At 67.2% G+C, this 26,080-nt stretch carries 19 protein-coding genes; 11 read left to right on the forward strand and 8 right to left on the reverse strand.

Features of this window, described 5'->3' with window-relative positions; genetic code table 11:
• The 9 genes from K4G64_RS21070 to K4G64_RS21110 form a co-directional block, all read left to right on the forward strand.
• Positions 1-2,848, forward strand: a 2,848-nt coding sequence (locus K4G64_RS21070; RefSeq protein WP_221757572.1) for a CHAT domain-containing protein, incomplete at its 5' end; no start/stop codon positions are given.
• A 754-nt stretch (positions 2,849-3,602) separates the two neighbouring features.
• Positions 3,603-4,601: a 5'-nucleotidase gene (locus K4G64_RS21075; RefSeq protein WP_221757591.1), complete on the forward strand. Its 999-nt coding sequence runs from the start codon at positions 3,603-3,605 to the stop codon at positions 4,599-4,601.
• Between the two features lie 391 nt (positions 4,602-4,992).
• Positions 4,993-6,207, forward strand: a complete 1,215-nt coding sequence (locus tag K4G64_RS21080) for an ABC-three component system protein (protein ID WP_221757573.1) — start codon at positions 4,993-4,995, stop codon at positions 6,205-6,207.
• Complete coding sequence (locus K4G64_RS21085) at positions 6,204-6,689, forward strand: three component ABC system middle component (RefSeq protein WP_062924592.1); 486 nt, start codon at positions 6,204-6,206, stop codon at positions 6,687-6,689. The genes K4G64_RS21080 and K4G64_RS21085 overlap by 4 nt, the downstream gene beginning before the upstream one ends.
• A gap of 34 nt (positions 6,690-6,723) precedes the next feature.
• Complete coding sequence (locus K4G64_RS21090; protein ID WP_221757574.1) at positions 6,724-8,673, forward strand: DUF3732 domain-containing protein; 1,950 nt, start codon at positions 6,724-6,726, stop codon at positions 8,671-8,673.
• A gap of 575 nt (positions 8,674-9,248) precedes the next feature.
• On the forward strand, positions 9,249-9,710 hold the full coding sequence (locus K4G64_RS21095) for a hypothetical protein (protein ID WP_260460740.1): 462 nt from the start codon (positions 9,249-9,251) through the stop codon (positions 9,708-9,710).
• A gap of 863 nt (positions 9,711-10,573) precedes the next feature.
• Entirely contained in the window at positions 10,574-11,098 is a 525-nt protein-coding gene (locus tag K4G64_RS21100) for a hypothetical protein (RefSeq protein WP_221757575.1), read from the forward strand.
• Positions 11,099-11,446: 348 nt separating this feature from the next.
• A complete protein-coding gene (locus tag K4G64_RS21105) occupies positions 11,447-13,495 on the forward strand; it encodes a hypothetical protein (protein WP_308122443.1) in 2,049 nt (682 codons plus the stop codon).
• Positions 13,476-14,249 carry a hypothetical protein gene (locus K4G64_RS21110; RefSeq protein ID WP_221757576.1) on the forward strand — a complete coding sequence of 258 codons (774 nt, stop codon included), beginning with the start codon at positions 13,476-13,478 and terminating at the stop codon, positions 14,247-14,249. Before K4G64_RS21105 ends, K4G64_RS21110 begins: the two co-directional genes overlap by 20 nt.
• A gap of 152 nt (positions 14,250-14,401) precedes the next feature.
• On the opposite strand, the gene K4G64_RS21115 is transcribed toward K4G64_RS21110, so the two are convergent.
• From K4G64_RS21115 to K4G64_RS21150, 8 genes are all read right to left on the reverse strand, one after another.
• Positions 14,402-15,595, reverse strand: a complete 1,194-nt coding sequence (locus tag K4G64_RS21115; RefSeq protein ID WP_221757577.1) for an endonuclease domain-containing protein — start codon at positions 15,593-15,595, stop codon at positions 14,402-14,404.
• Between the two features lie 115 nt (positions 15,596-15,710).
• Positions 15,711-16,847, reverse strand: coding sequence for a TniQ family protein (locus K4G64_RS21120; RefSeq protein WP_308122444.1), 1,137 nt, complete (start codon positions 16,845-16,847; stop codon positions 15,711-15,713).
• A gap of 166 nt (positions 16,848-17,013) precedes the next feature.
• Positions 17,014-18,039 (reverse strand): AAA family ATPase, encoded by a 1,026-nt coding sequence (locus K4G64_RS21125; RefSeq protein ID WP_260460744.1) that lies wholly within the window; start codon positions 18,037-18,039, stop codon positions 17,014-17,016.
• Positions 18,036-20,189 (reverse strand): helix-turn-helix domain-containing protein, encoded by a 2,154-nt coding sequence (locus K4G64_RS21130; RefSeq protein WP_221757579.1) that lies wholly within the window; start codon positions 20,187-20,189, stop codon positions 18,036-18,038. The genes K4G64_RS21125 and K4G64_RS21130 overlap by 4 nt, the downstream gene beginning before the upstream one ends.
• Positions 20,186-20,842 carry a TnsA-like heteromeric transposase endonuclease subunit gene (locus K4G64_RS21135; RefSeq protein ID WP_308122445.1) on the reverse strand — a complete coding sequence of 219 codons (657 nt, stop codon included), beginning with the start codon at positions 20,840-20,842 and terminating at the stop codon, positions 20,186-20,188. Before K4G64_RS21135 ends, K4G64_RS21130 begins: the two co-directional genes overlap by 4 nt.
• A gap of 482 nt (positions 20,843-21,324) precedes the next feature.
• Positions 21,325-21,801: a hypothetical protein gene (locus K4G64_RS21140; protein WP_221757581.1), complete on the reverse strand. Its 477-nt coding sequence runs from the start codon at positions 21,799-21,801 to the stop codon at positions 21,325-21,327.
• A gap of 480 nt (positions 21,802-22,281) precedes the next feature.
• Positions 22,282-22,779, reverse strand: coding sequence for a hypothetical protein (locus K4G64_RS21145; RefSeq protein WP_221757582.1), 498 nt, complete (start codon positions 22,777-22,779; stop codon positions 22,282-22,284).
• Positions 22,780-23,131: 352 nt separating this feature from the next.
• Positions 23,132-23,521, reverse strand: a complete 390-nt coding sequence (locus K4G64_RS21150; protein WP_221757583.1) for a hypothetical protein — start codon at positions 23,519-23,521, stop codon at positions 23,132-23,134.
• A gap of 1,208 nt (positions 23,522-24,729) precedes the next feature.
• On the opposite strand from K4G64_RS21150, the gene K4G64_RS21155 reads away from it, so the two are divergent.
• Positions 24,730-25,362, forward strand: a complete 633-nt coding sequence (locus tag K4G64_RS21155) for a hypothetical protein (RefSeq protein WP_221757584.1) — start codon at positions 24,730-24,732, stop codon at positions 25,360-25,362.
• Between the two features lie 93 nt (positions 25,363-25,455).
• Positions 25,456-26,052, forward strand: coding sequence for a helix-turn-helix domain-containing protein (locus K4G64_RS21160; RefSeq protein ID WP_308122446.1), 597 nt, complete (start codon positions 25,456-25,458; stop codon positions 26,050-26,052).
• The last annotated feature ends 28 nt before the right edge of the window (positions 26,053-26,080 follow it).

The following is a 26,080-nucleotide window of genomic DNA, read 5'->3' on the forward strand; positions in this document are numbered from 1 at the left end:
CGACCCGCGCCTGGCCGGCTATCTGTCCACCCTGAGCACCGGCCTGATGGACCTGCACATCTGCACCGGGGATCTGGATGTCCTTGCGGAAGCCGTCAGCACCGGCCGACAGTCCCTGGAAGCGGGCACAGCGACGGGCGCGGACAACACCACATGGGGTCTCTACGCATTCCGCCTCGGTCAGGCTCTGCACGCCTGGCACGAACGGGTCGACGACCTGGACGCCCTCGACGAGTCCATCACCCTGCTCCGTGGCGCTGCCGCGAAGAGCTCCCTCGAGGACCGGCCCGGCCGCGGATTCGCTCTCAGTAGTGCACTTCAAGCACGGCACGAGCGAGTAGGTGACCCCGAGGCCCTGCAGGAGGCCATAGGTCTTGGCCGGAAGGCACTGGAGGCAACCCCCGACGGTCACCGGGACCGTTGGTCGTCCCTCGCAGGCCTCGCCAACGCCCTGCTCGTGTCCTACAAGGACGCCGGCCGGCCGGCGGTTTTGGAGGAGGCGATCGGGCTGTACCGGGAGGCGGTCGAACGAACGCCGCCCGGACACCAGGGACGCGCGGCCACCCTGTCCGCCGCGGGTATCGCTCTGCGCGTACGCTACGACGCGACGGGGGACTTGGCCTCACTGGACGATGCAATCGACAAGCTGAGGGAAGCCGGACAAGCAGCGCACCCCGGGGACCCCGCGAGGCCAGGATTCCTGACCAACCTCGGCCACGCCCTCGTCGTCCGCTACCGGCGTGTGCCGCACGAGGCGACCATCAGGGAAGCGGTCACGGCAGGACGGGCGGCCGTCAGCGCCATCGACGATGATGACCCCCGCAAGCCGGGCCTTCTGGTCAACCTGGGCAGCGCGCTCATGGCGTGGCACGAACAGAGCGGCGATCTGGCCCCTCTCCTGGAGGCACCTACCGTGCTGAGCGAAGCCGTTGCACGGACCCCGGAGCAAAGCCCCCACCGGGCCATGGTGCTGTCCCAGCTCGGCAGCACGCGCCGCACGATCTACCAGCGCACCGGCGACACCCACGCACTCGCCGAAGCAGTGCGGCTGGAGCGACAGGCAGCCGACGCAACCCCGGCGAGCCACCCGGACCGCGCGAAGCTGCTGGCGAACCTCGGCATCGCCCTGTCCGCACAGCAGCAGCACGCCCTGCCGGGAGACACGACCGCAAGCGACCAGGCCACAGCAGCCTTCCGGGAGGCAACGCACATAAGTGCGGCGCCGCCTCACATCCGCTTGTCATCCGCCCGTGCGTGGGGGGACCTGGATGCCAGGGGCAACCACTGGGAGGAGGCGGCCCAGGGACTCTCCACAGCAGTGAGCTTGCTGCCCCGTGTCGCCGCACGCCACCTCTGGCGCAGCGACCAGGAGCATCAACTCTCCCGGTTCCCCGGCCTTGTGTCCGACGCCGCTGCAGCGGCCCTGCAGAACCACAACCCGGAACGGGCTCTGGACCTGCTTGAGCGCGGACGCGGGGTACTGATCTCGCAGGTCCTTGAGACCCGCAGCGAAGTGACCGAACTCCGCAAGCACGCACCTGAGCTAGCGGCACGGTACGAAACCCTGCGCCGGGAACTGGAGTCTGACCTGCACGCCGGTGCGCCGCCCACGTCAGACTCGCCTGCCCAGGAGCACGGTGCAGTGGACCGACGCTACAGGACCTCCCTGCGGTGGGATTCCCTCATGGAGGAAATCCGCAGTCGCCCCGAACCCGAACTGCACCACTTCCTGCTGCCCCATGGATTCGACGACCTGCGAACTGTCGCCCGAGCGGGCCCGGTCATCACCGTCAACGTCAGTGACTACCGCTCCGACGCGATCGCCCTGACTTCGGACGGGATCCTCGAAGTACCACTGCCGGCCCTCACCAGGGAGGACGTCACCACGCAGGTCGAAGACTTCGTGCGAGCCGTCGACGTCGCCCAGGACGCCCAAGCGGACGTCGTGGAACGCTCGGATGCAGAAGAACGCGTGGAGAGCGTTCTCGGCTGGCTCTGGGACGTCCTCGCCGAGCCTGTCCTCACTGCCCTCGGCCTGACCACATCGCCTGCGTCCGAGCAGCCGTGGCCTCGGATCTGGTGGTCGCCCACGGGGCCGCTCAACTTCCTGCCGCTCCACGCGGCCGGACACCACAGCCGCCTGGACGAGGGCGTCCCACCGACCGTCATGGACCGCGTGATCTCCTCCTACACCCCCACACTGCAGACCTTGCATCGCGCGCGGGCGAAACAGCCGATCGGCCCCAACGTGCCGCACTTGGTCGTCGCCATGCCGCACACACCAGGACAGCCAGACCTGCCGGAAGCCGGGGAGGCTGTTGAGATCCTCAGCCGGCAATACCCCGGCACAACCGACCCTCTCGTGGGCCCGCAGGCCACGGTCGACCAGGTCCTGAGCACGCTACCCGGACATGCCTGGGCGCATTTCGCCTGCCATGGGTGGAGCGACCTCAACAGCCCGTCAGAGAGCCACCTCGCCCTGCACGACGGAAACCTCTCCGTACTCAAGCTGTCCCGACTCCACATCGACGACGTCGAGCTCGCCTTCCTGTCCGCATGCAGCACGCAGCACGGACACCCCACACTCGCCGACGAAGCCATCCACATTGCTTCCGCGTTCCAGCTCATCGGCTACACCCACGTCATCGGAACGCTCTGGCCCATCGGCGTCAGAACCGCTATGGACCTCACTGGCGACGTCTACACGACCCTTGATTCCGCTGCAGAACACGATGCGACCGGAGCCGTCGGCGCAGCGCGAGCACTCAGCAGCGCCGTACGCCGAGCCAGAGACAAGGCACCACGCGTACCCACTCTGTGGGCTTCCTACATTCACACAGGACCGTAACCGGGCTGCATGCCGATCACCGCAGGCCAGGGAAGCCCACGCGCACACGTCAGGCAGATCAAATACTCAACAAGTACAAGCGCTCATGGGGTTGACCATGCAACCGCAACCAACATGCACCATCTGCAGAGATCCCACCGACACGCTCCTCTGCATCCGCGGAGGAGGAAAGTGGCTGACCGCCGTTCTCATGGAGTTGGGTGCCCCGCCCGAAGACGCCAGATTCATGATCAGCAGGCTTCTTGACTGCGAACCCAGCGAAGTCTTCGACCATCACGAATACGAAGACCTGCCACTGCTGTGCTGCCGTCGCTGTGCAACAAGGACGGGCAAACTGCCGCCCCCTGAGCCCGCTGGAATACCCAACCCCACCGTCATCTCCCAGCCCAGCGACTGGTGACCGCCGCTGCTCTCATCATGGCTGCGCACGAGGCCACGACGCCGGACTGCTGCGCTGAGGGGGAGACGGGTAGCCGTGCCGCTGGCGGCCGTGCGGCGTGGGCCCGGCCGTCGGGCAGGTGCGTCACGGTCATGGTCTGCACCGAACCGGCGTAACGCCGCAGCCGGTGTCACCAGGTCGAGTGAGCGCAACCTGCGAGGCCCTCTGCTGGGGCCGAAGAGGCTCTACCTGAGGAGCTCCTCCACCGGGATGGATGGAGGTCGGGCTCTTGGCTGCGTCTTCGGTAGATCCCGGCCAACAGCGCTTCCGGCCTGCCCGGGCATGCGCGACGTGCCCGGCGACGAGGCTGGTGTGATGATTGAGTGCGTAACTACGGTTGATAAAGGGGGAGCTGTGGCCGCCTACGAACTGGCGAACCGGCTTGTCATCGGTATCGCCTCCAGCGCGCTGTTCGACCTCGCAGAGTCGGACGCCGTCTTCCGGGAACAGGGCGAGGAGAGCTACCGCGCCTACCAGGAAGAGCATCTCGCCGACCCGCTCCGCCCCGGCGTTGCGTTCCCGTTCATCCGCCGACTGCTGTCACTGAACGATCTGAGCGAGGAAGGTGACCCTCTGGTCGAGGTCATCGTTCTGTCTCGGAACGACCCCGACACCGGGCTACGCGTCATGCGGTCGATAGAGGCCCATGGGCTGACGATAAGCCGGGCCATCTTCATGCAAGGCCGCTCACCCTACAAATTCATGCCAGCCCTCAACATGTCGCTGTTCTTGTCAGCGAACGACAGCGACGTGCGCGAGGCCGTTTCACAGGGACTGCCGGCAGGACACGTATTGGGCGAGTCCTACGAGGATGACACGAGCGATCGCGACCTGCGGATCTCCTTCGACTTCGACGGCGTCCTTGCCACCGACGCGTCGGAGCAGGTGTACCAGACGGGAGGCCTCGAGGGGTTCCGCGCCCACGAGGTCCTGAACGCCGCGGTTCCGCACGATGCGGGCCCCCTGAAGGACTTTCTCGCCAGCATCAACCGTATCCAGCGAAAGGAGGAGGAGGAACGGAAGAAGGGCGCCGGCTACCGGATTCGTCTCCACGTGTCACTCGTCACCGCACGCAACGCCCCCGCGCACGAGCGGGCAGTGATGAGTCTGAAGCGATGGGGGGTGACCGTCAACGATGCATTTTTTCTTGGAGGCATCGACAAGGGCGAGATCATGAAGGTTCTCAAGCCGCACATCTTCTTCGACGACCAGGAAGGCCATCTGGCCAGCACATCGCGGACCACCCCCAGCGTTCACGTCCCCTTCGGGAAGATCAACGAGCCGAGTGCTGTCGAGGACCTGCCGAACGCCTGACAATGTCCAGAGCACCGGCATGCGGTTGGCTCGAGACCGGGACCGCAAACAGCTGCCGGTGCCAGCCCAACGGGCCAGGCCCGGCGCACGTCACGAGCTGCAGCCAGCTGGGCCCTGCTCCAGACCAGCCACGCCAACGCCCCCTACACGCCTGACCGCCGGTGTCCGGCGGAGCGTCTCGGCGGTTTCTCCGGAAAATGCAGAGGCACGTGTGGTGGGTGCTATTTTGTCCCGCAGGGGGAGTGGCGCGACTGATCCCGGGAAGAAAGAACGGCGTTCCAGAAGCCGCCTGCACCCGGTAGACCAGTCACAGAGGCGGGACGCTGCTCGGCAGGCACAAGCAGTAGTGGGGAACGTGGCGCAAGCAGGGTCGCACTCGGCGGCAGGGCAGATGACCGGGTACCTCTACCAGTGCGAACTGGCCCTGCTGGAGCTCGCCCGGCACAGCTGGCAGGACGCCACCATCGAAGTGCGCATGGAACTCCTCGACGACATCGAGTTTCTGAACCCGCAGGACAACACACCGCTGGAGCTCCTGCAGTCCAAACACCGCGAAGCAGCAGGCCCATTGAGCGAGACCGGCAAAGACTTCTGGCGCTCCCTCGCCTCATGGATCGACGCCCTGAAGAACCTCTCCGACCCCTCAGGCACGTCGATGCCTCTCCTGCGCCTGGTCTCGACCCAGATCGCCCCCGCGAACACGTTCCTGCACCAACTGCGCCCCGGAGCCGACAGAGACGTGAGCGCCGCGCGGGCCCGGATGGAGGAGGTAGCCCAGGACGAGGGCGGGCCCGACGGCACGGCGAAGGACCGCGCGCTGTTCATGAAACTGACACCCGCTCAGCGCCATCAGCTCGTCAGCGCCATCACCATCAACGACGGCGCCCCCGTGATGTCAGACCTCGACTCTAGTCTGGCCAAAGAACTGGGGATCACGCCAAGCGAGCACGCTCAGGCCGCCCTCGACGACATCAAAGGGTGGTGGTACGGAATGGCTGTCAAGCTGCTGGAACGCAAGAACCCAGAACGCATGCTCCCCTCCGTCAAGGCCGAGCAGCTCATGTGCCGCCGGGACGAGATCCTCGGCCGGTACGCCGGCAAGAGCCTCCCGATCACGGAGACGCTGAGCAACCTCACCCAGGCAGAGATCGCCGGCTACGCGGACCGTCTGGTCGTCACCCAGATGCGCTGGATCGGGCTGCCCGACGACGAAGTCGCCATGCACCTGCGGGACTACCACTACGCACGGGCACAGCGCTCCGAGTGGCTGCGAACCTTCAAGATCACCCCGGAAAGACTCGAGGAATACGAAGGCGAGCTCCACTACGAATGGGAGAGCGCCTTCCGCCGCCGCACCCGCCGCGTCCGCGCCGACATGAGCGAAGAGGACCGCCAGAGTGTCGGCCAGGACATCCTGGACGACACCATGGACAGAGCCGCGGACACGCCACTCAACCCGGGCAGCGTCACCGCCCCGTGGATCGGCAAGGGAAGCATGCACGGCCTGTCCGACCAGGCCGACACCGCCGAAGCGGACCGGGCCGTGGGCTGGCACCCCGACTACAGCGAACTCTGCAAGCGCCACTTTGAAACGCAGGAACAGTGACGACGGACTCCCACCACCACGCGTCCGAGGCACAGGCGCTGTTCAACCCGGCTTTCGGCGCCTACCTCCTCGCCAGCGGCATCAACGCCGCCGTGAAGAAGACGAAGACGCCTCTGCCCTGGCCCAGCGCCTTCCTGATCCTGCCCCTCGTGCTGCCCGAAGACACCCGTGGCTCACTGCCCGCCAAGTCCACCGTCACACTGATGGCCTGGGCACACGACCACCCGCGCCTGCGAGCCGCCTTCGCCGAACGCGCCGCCGCCCTAACCGACTACACACGCACCAGCCTGCGCACCGCCATGCGCCACCGCGCCATAGACGTCGCCTCCTCCGGACTGATCTGCCCCCGTAACCCCCAACCCGCATCCGCTGCCCCCGGAGAAGAAGTCGCCGACTGCGTCCGGGCCGCGACCCTCGTCGGCCGCTGGCTCGCCGTGACCGACCCCACCCGAGCTTTCACCACTCTCGGCGTCCGTCCCTGACCCCGCTCCCGCCGCAAGGAGTCCCAGAACCGTCATGCAACTGCTCGCCCTGGCCCTCTACCACCGAGACGGCAGGAAAACCCCCAGGGTCCTGCGGTTCCGCCCCGGGGCGCTCAACATCCTCACTGGAGAGTCGGAGACCGGTAAGTCCGAGGTCCTCAGCATCGTCGACTACTGCCTCGGACGCCGGGCCCCCCACCTGCCCGACGACCGGATCGACCAGACCGTCGGCTGGTATGCCCTCCTGGTCTCCTTCGCCGACCGCTCACGCATGGTTCTGGCCCGACCCCGCCCGACCGGTGCCTCCACCCTGCACGCATTCACCCGCACCGGCGACGCCAGCCTGGACATCCCCCAGGCCCACGAACTCGTCCACAACTCCAACGTCGCGGCCCTGCGCAGCGAACTCAGCGCCCGCATCGGCATCGAAGACTTCCACTTCCAGCCCCCCACCGGGGCAGGACGCAAACCCTTCGACGTCTCCATCGCCCAAGCGGCCCTGCTCTGCTTCCAGAACCAGAACGAGATCGCCGACCAGACAGCGCTGTTCCACCGCCAGACCGAGTCCGGCATGGCCCAGACTCTCAAAGACACTCTGCCGTACTTCCTCGGTGCCGCCGGCCCCGAACAGGCTCTGCGCCGCCACCGCCTCGGTGAAGCCCAGCGCGCCCAACGCGCGGCCCAGCGCAAACTCGACGACGCCCTGCGCCATCAGCAGGCCATGGACGCCAACGGCCTGGCTCTCGTCCGCCTGGCGGAGAGCGAAGGCCTCCTCACCGACGTGCCCACAGCCCCTGACACCGCCCAAGTCCTCGACCTCCTGCACCAGGCACTGGCCGCCGCACCCGAAACCGCAGCACCGCTGGACCTCCGCGACCGGCGCCAAGAACTCAACGAGGAACGCCGTCTCCTGCGTGAACAACTGCAAGAATTCGACGAGGCCCTGGCCGCAGTCGACCGCTGGCAACAGCAGGGCCGCGCCTTCACGGGCGAGCTCCACCTCCAGCTCGACCGCCTCAAAACCCTCGACCTCCTCGGCCCCGAGCGCCAGCACGACACCCTCGTATGCCCAATGTGCGCCCAGCCCCTGGAACACCCAGACCCTTCTGCACGGGACATCTCCGAGCTCACCGACCACCTCGCGCAGGAACTCGCCCAGGCACAAACCCTCCAGCCCGTCCGCGAAGAGCACAGAAACGCCCTGCGGATCGAGCGCGGCCGCATCACCGAACGCCTGAGACTGAACGGCGCCCAGCTCAGAGAACTACTGGCGAGCGACGAACGCCTGCGCAACCTGCAGGAGCAGAACCTGCGCGTCGCACACATCCAGGGCAGGATCGCCGAAGCACTCACCCGAACCGGAACTGACAGTGACCTCACCCGACTGCGCAACGACCTGGCCCTGACCCAGGAACACACCGCCGCACTGGAACAGCTCGTCGACGAGGACGACGTCACCGCCGAGACCGAGCGACGGCTCGCCGACATCGCCGTCGGCATGACGGCCTGGGCAAAGCGCCTCAACCTCGGAGGAGCAGCAGACGCCACCGAGGTAGGGATCAGCCTCAAACTGCTCAACGTCGTCCTGAGACGACCCGCAGGACGCCTGCCACTGACACGGATCGGCAGCGCCAAGAACCACATCGGCTTCCACCTCGTCGCCCACCTCGCCCTCCACACCTACCTGCGACGCAACAACCGGCCGGTCCCCGGCTTCCTCATGCTCGACCAGCCCACCCAGGCGTTCTTCCCGGAAAAGCCCCGAGACGCCGCAACCATCCAGGACGCCGACTGGACCACCGTCACCGCCTACTTCCAGCTCCTTAACGACGTGGTACAGCTCAACCAGGGGGCCCTGCAGATCATCGTCTGCGACCACGCCAACCTGGCAGAAGCGTGGTTCCAAGACGCCGTGATCGGCAACTGGCGCCCCGACGGTGACGGCAACCGCAACGCTCTCATCCCCCCGGACTGGCTCGACTGACGACACTGCCGGGTACGGCTGGCCGAACCGCACCCGGCAGCCTCTCTCTTGGGCTTCTCCGACGTGGCGACGACGACCATGACGGCAAGCCGAAGTGGGCCCGTCCGAGTGGAAGGAGCGATCTGGACGCTGCGCGGTGAGAACGATGCCCTATTCAGTGAGCAGGTCAGGTCGACACAGCGCATCGGACCAGCACCAGAAGCGAACACCGCAGACCTTGAAGAAGCCCCACGAAGCTGCCTGGTAGCCCCCGGGGAACGCTGCGCAGAAGGCCTGAACCGGTTCGTCTGGAAGGCGATCGTCAGCCCGCCGCGCGTGACGCCGTAGCGCGGCCGAAAACCGGTCGTTGATGGGCTCCGGCTTCCCGACCGGCCAGGGACGGCCTGACACCCAGAGGCGGACCATCGTGCCCGACAAGGGCGGCATTACCGCTCCCATTCACTACCTTTCACTCTATTTGCCCCTATCTGCATATACACCGTGATTGCCGGGTGCTTCGGAGAGGGAAACGCTCAACCTCCGCACGTATCACGCTGCCCGGACCGTCGTTGTATCTCGTGTCCGCAGTGCACAACGTGAGCGGAAAGAACGAGAGGTGGCACGTGGCCTCACCACGAAGCAACACCGCCGACCCGGATCGCTGGTCCGTGTACGAGTGGGTTGTCTGGCAGATCGAGGTAGATGATCCCGAACGACGCATCAGCGAGCCCTACCATTCGGCAGGCGAGCCGTTCCTGCTGGCCAAGAACAGTAGGGAGGTGATGGTCGACTTCGCCGAACGACTGGGATGCATCTATGAAGGCTGCCGGGACGATGGAGTCTGCGGCAGCGACGATGACCCCTGTTACACGTGGTGGTTCCGCGTGCCGCAGTCCCTGCACGTCCAACGCAACCCCCGCGGCTGGCCATTGGTGATGAAGGAATGCCAACTGCACCTCAACCGCCTGTTCGCCGACCACTATCACTGGCAGGTCTTCGTCGACGCGCGCCGGACGCAGGCCATCATGGAGGGAAACCCGCTGCCGCCATTGCCCTGAGCGCCTGCTTGGGGACCAGCGTCAATCGGGCATCAGGTCGGCCCTTACATGCATCCACGAGAGCCGCCAGGCGCAGGTCGGTTCGGGTGCGGCGGTGCGGGCACGGTGTCGGGGGCAGCGACATCACAGGCATCACCGCCCTGATGGACAAAGCCAACCCGTGGCCCCGGCCACCGACCACCCATCCCTCACCTGTGCGTACCGGCTAACCCTTCCTCCCGCCCCGCCCGCCGGGTAAGCCTGGCGTGCGGTCTGCGGGTCGGCATGCGCCGCTGGGCCCCGCGAGGATGGACAGCCCTCACCCGGTTCCCGTGGCCGAGACACGCGGTAGCCGCTTCGACCTGCGAAACCCCATGAATCACATCAGCAACATCAGACTCGAAATTCACTCGGAACCCAATGATCCCTGGCGCAAAACGCCTACCTCAAAGTGGTTTCCTTTGCGGCGGCATAGAAAGTTCCGTCTGTTGCCCCAGGTGTATGGACGCTGAGGTCATGCGACTTACTCTGCTGCGCTGCATTCTCGACCCTGTGACGAGCTGGCGGGCTTTCCGGCGGTCTGCTGGAAGCCGCCGCGCGACATCGTTCGACGTGGCCTGGAGGCAGGCCCGAGTCGAGCGGTTTCCCGACGAATCTCCCTACCAGCAGCACGGACACGCACCCCTGGCCGCTCGTGAACACCATGAGAAAGACCCTCGCTGACCGGACAGATGGCCGAATCGGCCACCGTCAAAATCCAGCCGAATAACTGGAAAGCCGGGGGAGGGGAGAGATTTTTGTCATCTTTCCTGAAAGCGCTTCGCGTGTGGGTGGCGCCGGAAAGAATCAGACGGTCCTTCATCCTGGCAACGGGGGAGTGAAACATGCCGGACCCGACCGACATCGCTGTGATCAGTTCCGCTCTGCCCGCTACGTTGACCTTCATCTTCCAGCGCCTGGAACGACTGCTCGATTCCCGCGCAGCCGAACCCGAGGAGAACGTCGCCCTTCCCGGCAGCCTGGTCGGAACGCTGCAACTGCCGCTGCAGCCCGCCAGGGACGTTCTGCAGATCCGACGAGGCGAACTCGAACTGCTGCAGGAGACCCTTGCCGACTACGCGCACGGCACCGTCCCCGTCGACATCTCCGATCAGCGGCTCGTGCGGAATCTGGCCCGGGCCCGCGGCGCCCTGGAAGCCATCTACGGCCAGCACCTGACCTTCGAGGGAGAGGACCGGCCCGCCTCCGGCCCGTTCGTCCACCAGCGAGTCACGACGCTGTCCGGAGAGGCCACGGGCATCGACAGCGACAAGATCGCCGGGAACTCCCGTGTCATCCAAGACGTGCAGACGGTCGATGCAGGCGGGAAGCTCATCGGCATGAGGGGCCAGCGGAACACCAGGCAGTAGCACGGCACCATTCAGACACCTGTGTACGCGGCCGTGCCGCAGCACCCGCTGACCGTCTCGAAGGGCTGATCATTGCCACCGATCGAACCGGCCGAACCGCCGACACCCCTGCCGTCCGCAGACGTTTCTCTGCTCAAGACAGCCACCGGACCGTCTCCGGCCCGCGAAGGGCACACCTGGCCTGACAGCCGAGGCCAGTCAAATCCCCAGGCACCCGCCGACGCGGCGGCGCCGCAAGCACCTGTCGAGACGGACGACCGGGATGACACTTCAGCGGTCCAAGAGACGCCCGCGCCAACCCCACCCAGCGGTGCTCCTGCTCCCCGTACCGCCCCAGCAAACGGCAGCGTGACCGGCACGGACACCGGTGCCCACGCGAGCGATACGGGCACCGTGCAAAACGTCTCGTACAACTACGGGACTGTCGTCGCAAACCAGAACATAAGCGAAATCCAACGGCTGCGGGGAACGCCTCTGCCCCCGGACTGGATCGAGGACCGCCTTCACCCCTATCTGCCCGACGCGGAGACGACCAAGGCCGTCGATGCCATCCTCGACTCCTACAGGGTTGCCGTCATCCATGCGGGTGCCGGCACCGGCCGCTACACCACCGCCCTGCACACACTCGTACACCAAGGCGTTAAGGCCGTCCGGCAGGTCCGCCGCGAACCTGGAGAAGGGGTGGACCTCGAAGGACTCAAAGACGAGGACACCGGTTGGATCCTGGACCTGAGAGACAAGGACGAGACCCTGCGCCCAGGGTTCGGACTCCACCTGCGCGAAGTGACAGAGCACCTGCGCACGATGGGCTCCTTCGTCATTGTCGTCACCCACAGCGACACGTGGACGCCCGTTGCGGCCGAAGCCACCGAACTCGGCCACCGCCTGTCGCCTCCGGCCGCCCTCCAGGTGCTGCGCACGCACCTGGAACGACGCCAACCCCCTGTCGGCGAGCTGGACACGTGGCTTGCCGCAGGCGCAGTCACCGAGCAACTGGACGACCAGGCCACACCGGCCGAAGCCGCACGGTGGGCCCGCGTCATCATCGCGGCCGTCGAACTCAACGCCACCACCAGCGAACCCAAAGCCGTCGGCGAGCTCGTCGAAGCCGTCGTGCAGTCCGCCCATAACAACTGGCGCCGCACCCTGCGCACCTGGCACACGACCAACACCGACAGCGCCCACCGCAACTACCTGCTTGCCGCCGCCACACTCGACGGGGCACCCGCCGAAACCGTCTACGAAGCCCAGTCCACCCTCGGTGAGGCACTCAACGACACACCGCCGCCCACCCGGGGACAGCAAGGCCCCGGCATCATCGCGCTCACCGACGCGATCGGTGCGGAACTCGGAGCCGACGACTGCATCCGTTTCCGTAAACCCGGCTACGCTGAGGCCGTCGTCGACTATTTCTGGGTCGACCGCCCCCACCATGTCGCAGCCTTCACTCGCTGGACCGCCGAACAAGCCGCCTCACTGCCCCCCGACCTCGGCGTCCCCCTAGCCGAGCGCGTCACCCAGTGGGCCACCCGCTACACCCTGACCAAACAGAGCTTCACTGTCCTGCGCGCGATCGCCGCCCACTGGGCCAAAAACAGCCACCTGCACGGCCACGCCCAGGACCTCCTGGTCGCGGCGGCCGTCGACCCCACAGCAGGCAAACGCGCCCGCGACCAATACCTCGCCTGGGCCAAGGCCCCCGACACAGATGAGCTCACCCATCGCCGGAACACCCCCATCGTCCTCAAACAGGCCCTTGCCGGCGCCCTGGCCCAACTTGGCCCGGCCTACCCGCAGATCGCCCTCAAACGGTTGTCGGAACTCGCCGTCAACACCACCAACGCCGACGTCGCGGACGCCGTCGGGGACGCCCTGACCGCCCTGTGGGACCAACCAGTCCTGCAGGGCACGATCCGATCCACCCTCACCTCCTGGTTCACCACCGCCCAGCACCACTACACCGCAGCCGCCCGCCGGGCATTCCTGCACCTCGCCGACCGGACCACCCCCAACGGCATCCCCCTCCTGCTGGCCGGAGGCGACAGCGAACCCGATGCCTGGGCTCTGCCCGGCTGGCGCTGCGCCCTGGATGACGAGGCCAACACTCACCTACAGAGCGCCTTCGACACCTGGCTCGACACCGCCCTGACCCACCCACACCTTCGGTCTGCCGTCATCAAGACCTTCACCGAAGCCGTCTTCTGCTCCGACACCGACCGCACCTACCTCGCACCCCGCTACCTCGTCCTCACCCACGCGGCCTACGGATGGGAACCGGCCCGAGCCGGAGGCGAGCCCACCGCACGCACACGTCTGCGCGACGCACTCGTCCTGGCCCTGAGGGAAGCCGACCCCACAGCACCCCCACGCCCGCACCATGCACCGGCCACGGCGTAAAAACAGCGGCTGGCCCTCACCACGGGCAGGAACACTCGACCTCACCTGCCCGGCGCCCACCGCCATACCCGGCTACTTCTTCACCCTCACCCTCACCGGCGCATGGGAAGACCTCCCCTCACCCCACCCACACCACAACCCCGCCGAGGCCGCCGCAGATCACGCACTGACAACCGCCCGCGACATCACCGCCGACTACCTTCCGCTCGACGTCGTGCCGGCCACCGCCCGCATCAACACACTCCTCGGCCGGCCCACCGACCTCCCTCACCTCCCAGTCCGACTCGCCTGGGGCCACGTTCACCTCACCGCCGAATCCGACGCCATACACGCCGCGCAAACCCACCAGCGCCGCCAGCACGAACGGGAACAGCGCCGCTTGGAACACGACCGCCGCCTGGACGAGGCCCGCATCCTGCGCGACACCCTGATGAGCGACCCGTCACTGGCCCTGTCCTACTGGTTCGCCACCGCCCCCCACAGCATCGACACCGACACGCTGCCCCGCCTCGAGGCACTGCTGAACACCGCAGCCGCCTACGCACCGCAAGGCCAATGGGCGCCACTGGCCCGCCTGCTGCACACGTTCGCCGAGCGCCTCACCGACGAATCCAAGAACCACCTCATCGACACCCTGGCCACTCTCACCGACCGGTACGGGCAACCGGACATCACCACAGACATCCAGGCCATGCGTACGGCGACGGAGGCAGGAACCGACCCGCAGGACCGCGGCCAGCCAGATCGGGCGTAACCGTTCCGACAGGCCGTGATGTTGGACTCGCACCGAGCGGCTGGGGGGGGCAGGCGCCGACACCACGAAGGTGAAGCGTGGTGACAGCCTGCGCGCCTCTCGCGGCCCGGTGCACCATCGAGGAGAGGCACTCGGGCGGGTGCGGCACAACGTCAGGCGGGTTCCTGGCCGACGGCATCGGCGTCCAGGGCCCTGTCGACGAACTCCCGTACCAGCTGCCTGACCTGGGCGGTCGGCACTACCTGCTCCCACTGCGGGGTAAACGGGCACTGCCAGCAGCGCATTCGCAGACGGACCGATCCGTCGTCCTGCACCGCGCCCCACGCAGAATGGGGCGATTGCGCGCACGGGCCGTGAGGGGTGAGTGCGACCGTCCGCAGCACGATGTCGGACTGGTGGCGTGGCGGTACCGTCCTGTCGCGGTGGCAGCCGTCGCACAGCAGGAGGTGGCGGACCGCGCCCGGCCGGTGGATGAACCTGTGACCGCTGCCTTCGTAGGTGTTGCAGCTGGCACACACCGGCCCTCGGACGAATCCGTGCGCGTGGCAGTGATCCCAGTACAGGGCTTGCCGCGGGCTGGGGCACAGCCGGCACAAGAACGCGTCCGGCTGCGAGTTCTTCGACAGTGACGTGTACTGCCTGCCGCGCAAATGATCTTTGTAGGGGCGTGCCACGGTGGTCGCGCACTGGGGGCACAGGGTGGTGTAGCCGCTGTTGCCGGACGTGCGCCACTTCCAGACGTCTCCAGTTGCGTTGCAGCGGTTGCATTGCGCGGCCTGTTCGACGCACTCGGCCGCGATCCGGTCCGCCCGGTCGAGGAGGGCGGCGTAAGCGCGCGGGACCATCCAGGTGGTGCCGGACCATGTCAGCAGCGGCAGGGGGCTAGTGCACGCGATGGGCCACTGGCCGTAGCGTTCCTTGACCTGTTCGAGGGTCGCTCCACACCCCAGTCCATGACGGTTGGGGTGGGTACGATCGCACGGCTGCTGTCCTTCACAGCGGCAGCCGTTGGCGCTTTGGTCCCTGTAGGAAATGTCGTCGAACCAGCGCCGGATCTGCGTGCGCCATGTCCGGTGATGCTCGGCGCAGGAGAGACGGACGTCGACCAGGTCGTCCGGATCGAACGGGAGCGAAGCGAGCCGTCCGGCGGCCTTGCGGATGTCGCGGTCGTCCAGCCGCCACCGGCCTTTGTACTTGTAACCGTAGACAGCGGTGTCTCCGATGAGGACGTAGTTGCTGATCTGGAAGGCGTAGCGGGACAGCGAGGCGGGTGCCGCGGGGACAGGGCAACCCTCGGTGAGTTCCGCCAGCAGCTGGTTGGCGTATTGCGGACTGATCGATGACATGGTGTCTCTCTTCTCTGTTGGAGGGAGGAAGCAGGTAGAGCAGGGGCGTGGACGCCGACGTGATGCGGCCCGGTCCGGGGACGACCGGCCGAGGAGCCGACGGCGCCGGGAGATATCAGTGGGAGGGCGCCGGCCTGGTCCGCGGTGAGGGCACCGGTTCCCAACCGCCGGTCAGAAAGGCTGTTTTGGCCTCTTCGCAGACGCTGCGGGGTCGGCTGTCGGTAAGGAAGCTGGCACGGTCGCCGTACTCGATGGGCCGTGCTGCCGTCTGGGACACCGTCCACAAGCTGTCACTTGTGGTGCCGGCCGACGCGGTGAGCCGGGACAGCCACTGATCGAGTGGATCGGTCAGTAGGGCTGTCCTGGACTTGGTTCGGGTGCAGGCCATCAGCCAGTCCGCGAGCCACGGTCTGGCGGTCTGGCGGCCGATTTCCCGGAGCAGCAATTCCGTGGCGGCCCCGGTCCCTTCGGCTGCGGCCGTCTCACGCAGTCGCTGTTGCCAGCACGCGGCGCCCAGCAGCCGGGCCACGGTGATCGTCTCCGGATAGGACACCAGAGAGTGCGCCACCACCGCCGTCGGCCTGCACTTCGTGACCGCGGCCAGCCGACGCACACGGTCCTGCCAGACTGTCTCGGCTCTCCACCCCTGTACCTGCCACGACCAAACCACCGCCGCGGCGAGCGCGACTACGTCTGCGGCATCCGGACGGGCTCGCACGAGAGCGGCATGGCGGCGGTGGGCGGTGAGGACCTCAGGCAGGTTCCCCAGCGGAATGCTCGCTGGCTTCATGGGATGCGCGAGAAGCCAGCGACGGTGGCGTTGGCACACGTGCGCGGCCGCCTGCGGGTACACCAGCACGCTCTGTCCGGGTAGCCAGGCCCGCTTGGTACACGGAGGGCACGCCCCCACCCACGCTTCACGTGGCCTGTACCAGGCGGCCCGACGGGTCGCGTCGTCCACGAGCCGGTCGTGAGTGGCGGAGAGACCGGGCAACAAAGCGGTGAGCCGGGAGAGGGGGGTGCCGGTGAAGCGGACCAGCAACGTCTTCGCAGCTGCGTTGAGGAACAACTCCCGTCCGCTACCGGGAGTTCCGGTCACCTCGACGTCATGGGAGCCGCCGAGGACGCCCCGTAGTAAGTCCTGGGCGGGCAGGCCGTATCCGGCGGTCATTCTGCGGATCCATGAACCAGTCAGTTCCTGTGCGACAGGCGGGAGTTGAGCGGGTGTATAAGCGGGCAGGGGAGATGCCACCGGGATTTCCTTTGCGGCAGACAGCAAGGAAGACAGGGCGCAGGACAGGGGCCGAGGGCGGATGCGCCTCGTCAGAAGGGATGGGCATCGGGCCCACCGCGTGAGCAGCTCCGCGGCGAGGCGGCCGATGGCGGTGCATCGCCGCGGGCATGTGGAGGCCGACGGGTTAGCGGCCGGGTCGTTTCTTGCGGGTGGCGCGGGCCGCGTTCGTGGCCTGGACGTCGAGCACCACCTGCGACAGCAGCCTCTTCGTGATCGCGTAGCTCCCGTTCACGATGGCGCGGATCGCTGCCTCCCGGATCAGGAGGGACAGACTGGCCATCACACCGCCGGTGAGCAGGTGGATGTAGTCGGCGTGGCGGACCAGTGTTCCGGGCCGGTGCCGAGCCAGCCGCAGTGCTCCTTCCATATCGTGCAGCAGCTTGCGCCATGTCTTCTTCTGCTCGGGGGTGCCGTTGAGGAGCGGGGGAGTGCGCAGGATTTTGCAGCGGGCGGCGAGCTGGGCACCGCGGGGGCCCGTAAGCAGGGGTGAGTTCTCCACGTCGACACCGGCCAGCACGAATGTCGCGGGCAACCGCTCCATGAGGGTCTTGACCTGGTCGGAGGTGTCGGCGCCGGGCCGGGTACGGGTGTTGAGCAGGTGGACGTCGTCAAGGAACACCAGCCGGGTGCGGCGCTCGCACAGCACGTGGCACACGGCGTTGGTGATGGTGTTCTCGGTCATCCGGTCGTGGACGGGGATTCCGGCGAACCGGGCCAGGACCTGGACCAGGCTCTTGGGCGTGTAGAGGGGCGGGATGGAGGCGAACGCCACGGGCATCCAGCCCTTAGCGTCCGGCTGGCGGCGCCGTTCGCTGCGTTCGAAGGAACGGCCCAGTTCCGCGAGCGTGGTCGACTTGCCCGCTCCGGGAGGCCCAGACACGATCAGGCCACGCCGGGCGGTGCCCCGCTGCCTATTGTTCACCAGCAGGGTGAACTTGAGTTGGGCCAGCGCCTGTTCCATTGAAGGTGTTCTGAGGGTGACGAATTCGGAGTGGTAGTCCAACGAGGTCCTGGTATTCCAGGATGGATCGGCTACCGGCGGTGCGGCCACGCGTGGGCGGGAGACCTCTGCCTGCCACAGGAGATGGTTTGTCACCGCACCAGGGGTGGCTTCGTCGTCGGGGAAGCCGTCGTCCCCGGCGGCGGTCATGGCAGCCACTGCTCTTCCTCCTGGGTTGGGTCGCTCAGGACGAGAGAGCCGCCCATTTGGTCGGTCTCCCACACGTCGTCGGGGGAGTCGACGACGTCATCAGACTCGTCGCCCTCGTCGGGGACGGTGTCGTCGTCGATGTCGGGCACGGCGTAGTAGCCAGCCAGCCCGAATGATGGTGCGGGCACGTCCAGTACGTTGAGCTCGCCTTCCGGCACCGGCATCGTCCCCGACGCGAGGGACTTTGCCACCACTCGCCGCTCTGTGGCCGACAGTTTTTCCTTGCCGGCGGCCTTTCGCAGGAACCGGTCCAGGGCCAGGGCCAGTTCGGCCTCGTGTTCCTCGCGGGATCCGGTGCGTTCGACCACCTTGCAGATGTGCTCCCAGATGTGGTGGGTGAACGGGAGACTGACCGAGGTGGAGTGGATCCACGCCACCTCGCGGAACCCTTCCGGCAGGCGGACCCAGATCCGGACAGGGTCGTAGGGGTTGTAGTGCACCTCCCACAGGCCCTTCTTGGCGACCACGCCGGAGTCCTGACCGCGGTGGTCGTTGAGGCATGCGTCGTCGTAGGTGCGGTAGCCGAATCGGATGCCGGCGTCCGTGATCGGCTGCCAGCGCACCGGAAGCAGCTCCACGAAGTCGTCCGAGGTCAGTGGCACCGGTACATACCCCGTCACGGGAAGCAGCGCCGCCCACATCTGGTTGGGCGTGAGAGCCTTTTTCGGCATCAGCGGGTGGCGCAGACCCGCGTGCGGGCGGTGGTGCCAGTGCACGAGGAACTCATCCCACAATGCCTGGATCTCCGACACGGTCCGCAGCGGTTCCTGCTCGACCTTGGAGCCACGCTCACTCACGTTCGAACCGGTGTAACCGGCCAGCCACTGCCAGAACAGTGAATTGATGGAGCCGAACGGCCGCTCCACATGCCCCTTGGCCGGTCCATTGGCCGGAGGCACGGGCTGCAGCGAGATCCCCAAGCTTTCGCACGCGGCCCGGGTGGAGGGCGAGACGAACACCTTTCCCTGGTCCACCACGACCGTCTCGGGCACGATGACCGGACGGGCAGCCGCGTCCTTGAGCCGCTCGTCTATCCCCATCAGCCGCTCGTGCGGCACGACCGACGCAGCCATCGACAACGAGGCGTCCCAGCCCGGCCGCATCACCATCGGCGTCATCATCTGAGCCAACAGCACCGCCACATCGGTCAGTTTGCTCCCCGCCGGTCGCAGTACCCCACACAGGCTGCGCGTCGCCACATCAACTGCCGTGGTCAGCTCCAGCCGCCCCACCACGCCGTCGTCCAGGACGACCAGCACGTCGCCAGGGGAACTGTCCAGCATGACGAGCTCACCCGGGCGCAGCGCCAGCGTCGGCTTGAACGGCGGAGCCGGCCGCGAAGCGCGGGCACGCCGCTGCGCCACCGTCCCCTGCAGGCCGAGCGATTCCTCTACGGCGTCAATGAGCTTGTTGAACGTGGACTTCGGCGGCACCGCGACCATCCGCTCGCCGTGCTTGTCATCAAGCCACCACCGCACCTCCCGCCGCATCCGCGTCTTCCACCCCCGGGAACGGGAGCGAAGGGCCTCCATGGGCAACAGGGTTCGCAGCGCCTCGACCAGCCGGGGATCGGCCCGGTTCAAACGAGGCGAGCTGCCGCGTCTTTTGACCAGCCCCCACACCCCGTCTGTGCGATAACGCGCACGCCACCTGCGCACCGTTGCCCGGCTCACACCCACCCAGCCCTGTGAGGCCAGTTCATCGGCCTTCGCCTGCTCCCGCTGGGCCAGCGTGGTGGAATCGGGGTCGTACTGAGGCCTCACCGGGCCCTTGCCATCCGGCGTGCAATAACCGGTCTCCACCTCTCGGACATGCCGTTCCACAACGAACGCACGCCCCCGCTCGTCCTCAGGCACGGTCGACAACAGCCCCGTCTGCGGCACCCGCAGACGCGGCGGACCCCCCACCAGACCGAACGAAGGATCGCCAAGCAGTTCAGCCAGGCTGAACACCGCCAGAGCGTCTTCGCCGCTTTGCCCGGCCAGCCAGATCCGCGGGCCGGACGTCATGCTGCCCTCGACGCCGGCAACGGCCCACTCCCGGCCGCCGCACGTGACGGCCGTACCCACCTCGAGCACCGGCCGGCTCACCGCCCTGCCCCCGCCCCGGACGCGACCGTGAGGGCCCGCTCGTGCAGCGGACGGTCCAGCGGCGCACTCAGCACACCGGCCCACAGAGCGTGGAACACCGACGGCCACACCGCAATCGGGTCACCCAGCCTCCGCACACCCTCGACCAGAGCCAGCGGGGCGGCAAAACACTCGGCGACCTCGGCCAACCCGCCCCGCGCACACCGCGGATGTCGGTAGCCGGCCAGCCAGCGCACGTTGGTCTCCACCACCGGCGGCGGTGGCCCGACCAGCCGATAGTGCCAGCCGGCCGCTGCCGCGGCGGCCTCCAGGTGCAGGGCCCGCCTCATCAGCCGGCGCCCCGCCCCGAAACGACTCGCGCAGTCCACCAGCAGCCCGCTGCCGTCCGCCATCCGCGCCATCAGGTGCGGGGCGTGGGAGATCGTCTTGCCGCGCCGGCCCCGCCACAGCAGTTCCACTGGCCGGCAGGCCAGTGCCACCACCTGCGGGTCATGGTCGAGCATCATGACCTGCGTGCGCATGGCTTTGAAGCCGTAGTGCACCAGAGCGTGGTTGGTCGCGGACCACCACCAACCCGGCGCCACTCGGCGGCCCTTCAGCACCGGGAAGGGCCGCACGGGCAGACAGTCCTCCAGCCGTTGTTCGCCGGCCACCTCAAGCCACGGAGCTTCGTGCCCGATACCGGCAGGATCCACGAACCGTGCGGTCATTCGAGCCGCATCGGCGACACGGCGTCTGGTGTGCGGAGCGGGACCAGAACCCGAGTGTTGTGCCACGGAGGGCTGAGCAATCACAACAACTCCCATACTGGGAAGAACAGGACAAGGGCTCCACGTGCTGCCCGGCAGCGCCGCGCCAACGCCTGGAGTAAGGAGTCGTGGCCAGCCGGCCTTCCGCACGGCGGCGGACCGCGGGAAGGGGCAGGCGGGCACACGCAGAAAGGAGCGACGGACGCGAGAGAACAGGGAAAGACCCATCGCCAGCACAGACCGGTGCCGTCGGGAAGGAACGCTGCCATCAGTGGATGTGCGCAGCGTCCTGTGCCTTACGTCCACAGAGCGGCAGACCGCGGTGCTTGCGGCCAGCCGTGGGCAGCCCCGCGGCGCCACACAAGCCGCAAGGGATTCAGCCGGTGTTAGGCCGGCAAGGACTTCACCAGCTGGGTGAGGTTGTCGAGGAAAGCCTGGAAACGCTGGGGATCCTGCTTGTCGAGCTCGTCCAGCTTACGGTTGGTCATGCCCATCAAGGCATCCAACTCGCGCCCTGAAGGCCGCTCAGGCTCCGCATCTCGAACCGGAGCAGGCAACGCCGCAACTACCGAGCCGGCCGCCGCCCTCAACGCCGGCGCGGGCCACACCATGCCCTGCTGGTCGCGGTGAACCAGCAGCGCAAGTGCCAGCCACTCCACGAGGTACATGCCGCGCCGCGGCTTGCCGGGAAGGTCGCCCAGCAGGCGCCTGCCCAGCTCCTCCGCAGGCAAGGGACCGGCTTGTAAAGCGGCATCCGCTACAGGAACCGACCAGTGCGAACGGAACACCCCCTGCAGCAGCAGCCGCGCGTAGGTCTGGTCCTCCTGCCAGCGCTGCGCAATGGTCCAGCCGGCTTCGGTCACCGTGAACTTTCCGCGCCCGCCCTCGAACAGACCTACCTCACGGCAGAACCGCAGAGTCTGTGTGGCGGTTTCGGTGGTTACCCCCACCTTGCGCGCTAGGTCTGCGCTGGCGATAGTGCGCTGGTCCGCACCGCTGTGGAGGCTGGCCTCCAGGGCGAGCTGCCACTGACGTCGCACACTGGCGCGATCGGTTGGAGAGGTCCGTTCCCCGGATGGGCAAGAGCGGACAGCCACCTCCATCCAGGACCCGGCGCAGACGGCGTCGGGAGGGGCAGAGCCAGCGGCATGAGAGAACAGACTTTCCATGTGCGTGAGGCCTTTCTGATCTTGCTGCACGTGCGGATGAAACACAACGCACCGCCCTCCGCACGCTGGATATAGTGACGGGGCGCGTGAGGCCAACACATGCGCACCGTGACACCGCCGGGCTCCTACACACCGGCGGTGTTCGGTCTTTCGCGCACGCTCAGGCCCGCTGATTCAGCGGCTTTCAGGTGTGGCCCACTCACCGCCAAGTTGGTAGACACCACTGCGCGGACGCACGAGCAACCCCTGCTGCACCAGGTGCGTCAGTTCCGGACTCGTGCTCTTGACGTTCACGTGGGGCAGCACGTTCTCGATGTGCTGACGAATTTCCTTAGTCGTCGCTTCTCCCTGCTCCAGCAGGAGTTCGCGGGTCGCCCGGTGGATGGAGGCCCGTGTCGACGGCGGATCAGCGTTGTCGGGCTCCTCGGCGACGTCGGTCACCGTCTTCGGACCCGTACCTGCCGTGTGCCGTTGGATCTTTTCCTGGAGAGCGGTGACCAACTCGTTGGCGCTCTGCGCCGAGCCAGCTCGCACCGCCTTCTCGGCCCGCACCTCCGCCAGCACGCGCTCCGCATCCTCTTCACGGCGGCACACGGCCTCGAGTGAGGCGTTCTTCACCGCCGCCAGCTCGCTGGCCTGGTGCAGCATGCTGTGCAGAGCGGGCAGTTGCACGGCCGGTTCCCCCCTCCGGATCTTGAAGAAGCTCTTGTGAGGGGCGAGTGTATGGGCGCAGCCCCTGCCGCCGGCCCTGTGTCAGGACCTGCGCACAGCCCCAACCCCTGCACCTGTGCTCAGTGCGCCGCCTCCACCTGCACAAATCGAAGATCTCACAGGCATGACAGGCCCCAGAAGAATCCCACCATCGGGTGAGGCGCAGGCTCTCCAGCTTCACGGGGACACAGACATGCGCCCAGGCAGCTCGGCAGCTTTGCTCTTTGCCCCGTGCTGCACTCACCCGTAACCCTTGCCGCAGGAGACCGCCGCCATCCTGCGAACACCGGATGCGGCCCCTGCACCGACAGGATCACAGCGCGTGCAGCCGGGCCAGCCGGTGCGCCTCTTGCAGAAGCTGAAACACCTTGTGGTCCCCGCCCGGACGGTCGGGATGCCAGGCCGCTGCCGCGGTCTTGTAGAGCCGGCCAACGGGCAGCCCATACGACGGCCCCGAATCCGCCAGCTCATGCAGCAGAGGCACAACTCGCGCGAGAGACAGTGGCGTTGCCGCAGTGATCTGGTCAAACTCGGCGTGGAGGAGAGCGACGCGCTGGTCTCGGATGCGGCGGGCAACGGCAGCTTTCTCGCGCCAGCTGGCCTGCTTGCAGGCGTCCGAGCAGAAGCGCGGGGCTCGGCCCGGCTTCGGGATCCGGTTCCATGCCAGCCCGCACCAAGCGCAGGTGAACCGCTGAGTGACCACACCTTCACGCGCTCGAACTGAGCGCACCCGACGTACCACGTTCGCGTCCTCCGTATCCGTGCTGCTACCACGGCTACCGCATCGGAGAAGCGGCCATCGGGCGAACTGTGGCACGTCACGCCAAGGAGGGACACGAGGACAGTTCCGGCCCTCCTGTCCTTCCCGCCAGACAGGCACCGATCGCGCCCTGCAGGTCAGTTCGCAGGGCAGCTGCATACGTATCACCGCCCGACCCGCCACACCCCTCCCCGCATGAGCCTGGACCCTTCTTGACCTGCAAATACCTGACGGGCACGAGACCTGAAGCCCAGCTCCAAAGCCACATCGAGCAATGCTGTGTTTCGTAACGCCTGCACGTACGGGCCAACCCGCCCTGACTTCGTGTCCAGACCCCAGCGCATCCACCGCCTGCGAGGGCACAGGCATCCGCCTGACTCGTAACGCAGTTAGCGAGCAAGTCCGCGAAGGGCCGGGCTGGGAGGACGCTGGCCGGCCTTGGTGCCGCAGAGCAGAAGGAGCCACGAGCGGCGCATACCTGACAGCAGTCAGCTGAGCTGGCATTTCGAACCAGACGCACACCCTCAAACCTGGACCGCGGCAGGCCGGGCCGCATCAGCGATCTCGCGTCGGAATAACGAGCCCTCAAGCAGACCAAGGGCAACCCGTGGATGGGACAGGCGTTCGTATGCCCCCCCCCTTCGGGGGTAGTCCAGTGCATGAGGGTTCCGAATCCGCGCAGGTCGCAGGGCATAGGAGATCAGAAGAATCGTTCCCCACGGGCAGCCGCACATCATTGCGGGTGCGGCATGCTGGGATCCGGCGTGCGGGTGGCCACACCCCGCCCGCCCCCAGGCGCTGGGGCCGAGACCAGGCGGAGGTCTTTGCCCCTCGACACCGTCCTCCCCGGCCCGTGCGGCCGAGCTCACGGTCTAGTCGTGCCCCGCGCCGTACACCTTCCTCGCTCCCGGATTCCTGTCCTTGCTCGCAACAGCGATCGGCGCAGTCGCCGACGGCCCGGCAGCGGCAGGGTCACCAATACACCTGACAGGCACGCTATGGACGCGCACTTCACTTCTCAGGACCACTTGCTCAGCTAGGGCCCCCGACCCCCGCAACTTCCCCCGCCCGGCGAACGGCGTCGGCTCCGTGAACTGTGGGGAGCCACGATCGAGGAATTCGCCGACGCCCTCAATGAGGAGCCTGAAATCATGGCCTACTGGGAGGCCGGCTGGCACAGCGCCGACACGGCGGAGACCTATGCCTACCTGAGGCTGCTCAACGCCGTCCGTGAACAACTCCCGACGGCCTACGAACCGGACTGGGCCGCCCTGCGCAAGCGGCCGACAACCCAGGGTTCAGTACCCGCTGCCCCCGCGATCCCCCCTCAGGCGGACACCTGCGGCCCGAAGCCCAGATCGTCCCGTCGCGGAGCGGGGTGGACCGATGAGGAGAAGGACCGCCTGCGCACCGCCTTCCTCGCCGGTACTTCCCTGAAAGAAATGACCGAATCCCTGGGGCGCGGGGAGAAGGCCCTGCGCTGGGCGCTGTACCGCCTCAACCTCATCCCCTTCCCGGTCGACGACGTACCTGCCCCACACACCGATCCGAAGAAAGAGCCCAAGGCCTATACGGTCGCCGAAAAACGCAAAACCCACCCCAACGCCTACGAACCCTGGAGTATCGAAGACGACCAGCGCCTGGCCGAACGCTGCGCAATGGGCGCATCGCTGGCCGAGCTGGCGCAGGAGTTCGGCCGCAACCAGGGCGGTATCGCCTCCCGCCTCCTCAAGATCGACGCTGACGGGCCCGCTGTGGAAGAGGCCTGGGAGTACGGGGGATAGACCCCCGTCGCTGCTCCTTTGACAGCACTTCCAACCACTCCTACTGTTATGCCTACTCAGATATCAGAGTACGCATGTAAGGATGTGGGTTCGGTGCTGCTGACAACCGGTCAGGCAGCCGAGGAGCTGGGATGCGCTGTCACCACCTTCCGACGCCTCGTGCAGGCCGGACTGCTGCCCGGCCTCTCTCGCCGCGGCGTGCGGGTCATGATCCCCCTCACTGCAGTGCAATCCCTCAGCGCACGCCACCACGCAGCCCTCGATCGGATCGAGGCCAAGGAGATCGCCGTAGTGCGGGTCAACGCCGCCCAGCGAGTCGGCGAGCCAGACCGGGCCTGGATCGGCTTCGCGACTTCTCTCACCCCCGACGACATGATCAAGGCTCTGCGTGGCTGGTGGCGATGCGACGCGGCCAGCGTCGCGGCTGGGGGAGTGCTGCCGGTGACCCTCTCGGGCTACGTGGTGGCCGTCCTTACCGGCCTGGAGCGGTGGGAGACGAACAACCAGGGACGGCACGCCTTCCCCGACGCCCGGCTGGCCGGCTACATCACCGACCTCGCCGCTCCGCAGCTTGTGATCACCTCCCCTGTGGACGCCGACCAGCGGCTCGCCAAGCTGCTGCTGGGCGCCCGGCTCACCTCCCACTCGGGTGGCGCGATCGCCTACGTCCCCACCAACACCACCGGCTGAACTCCCAGGCACGGACAAGGAAGCCCCG

It is taken from the genome of Streptomyces sp. WAC04114, assembly GCF_019733245.1.
Taxonomy (GTDB): Bacteria; Actinomycetota; Actinomycetes; order Streptomycetales; family Streptomycetaceae; genus Streptomyces; species Streptomyces massasporeus_A.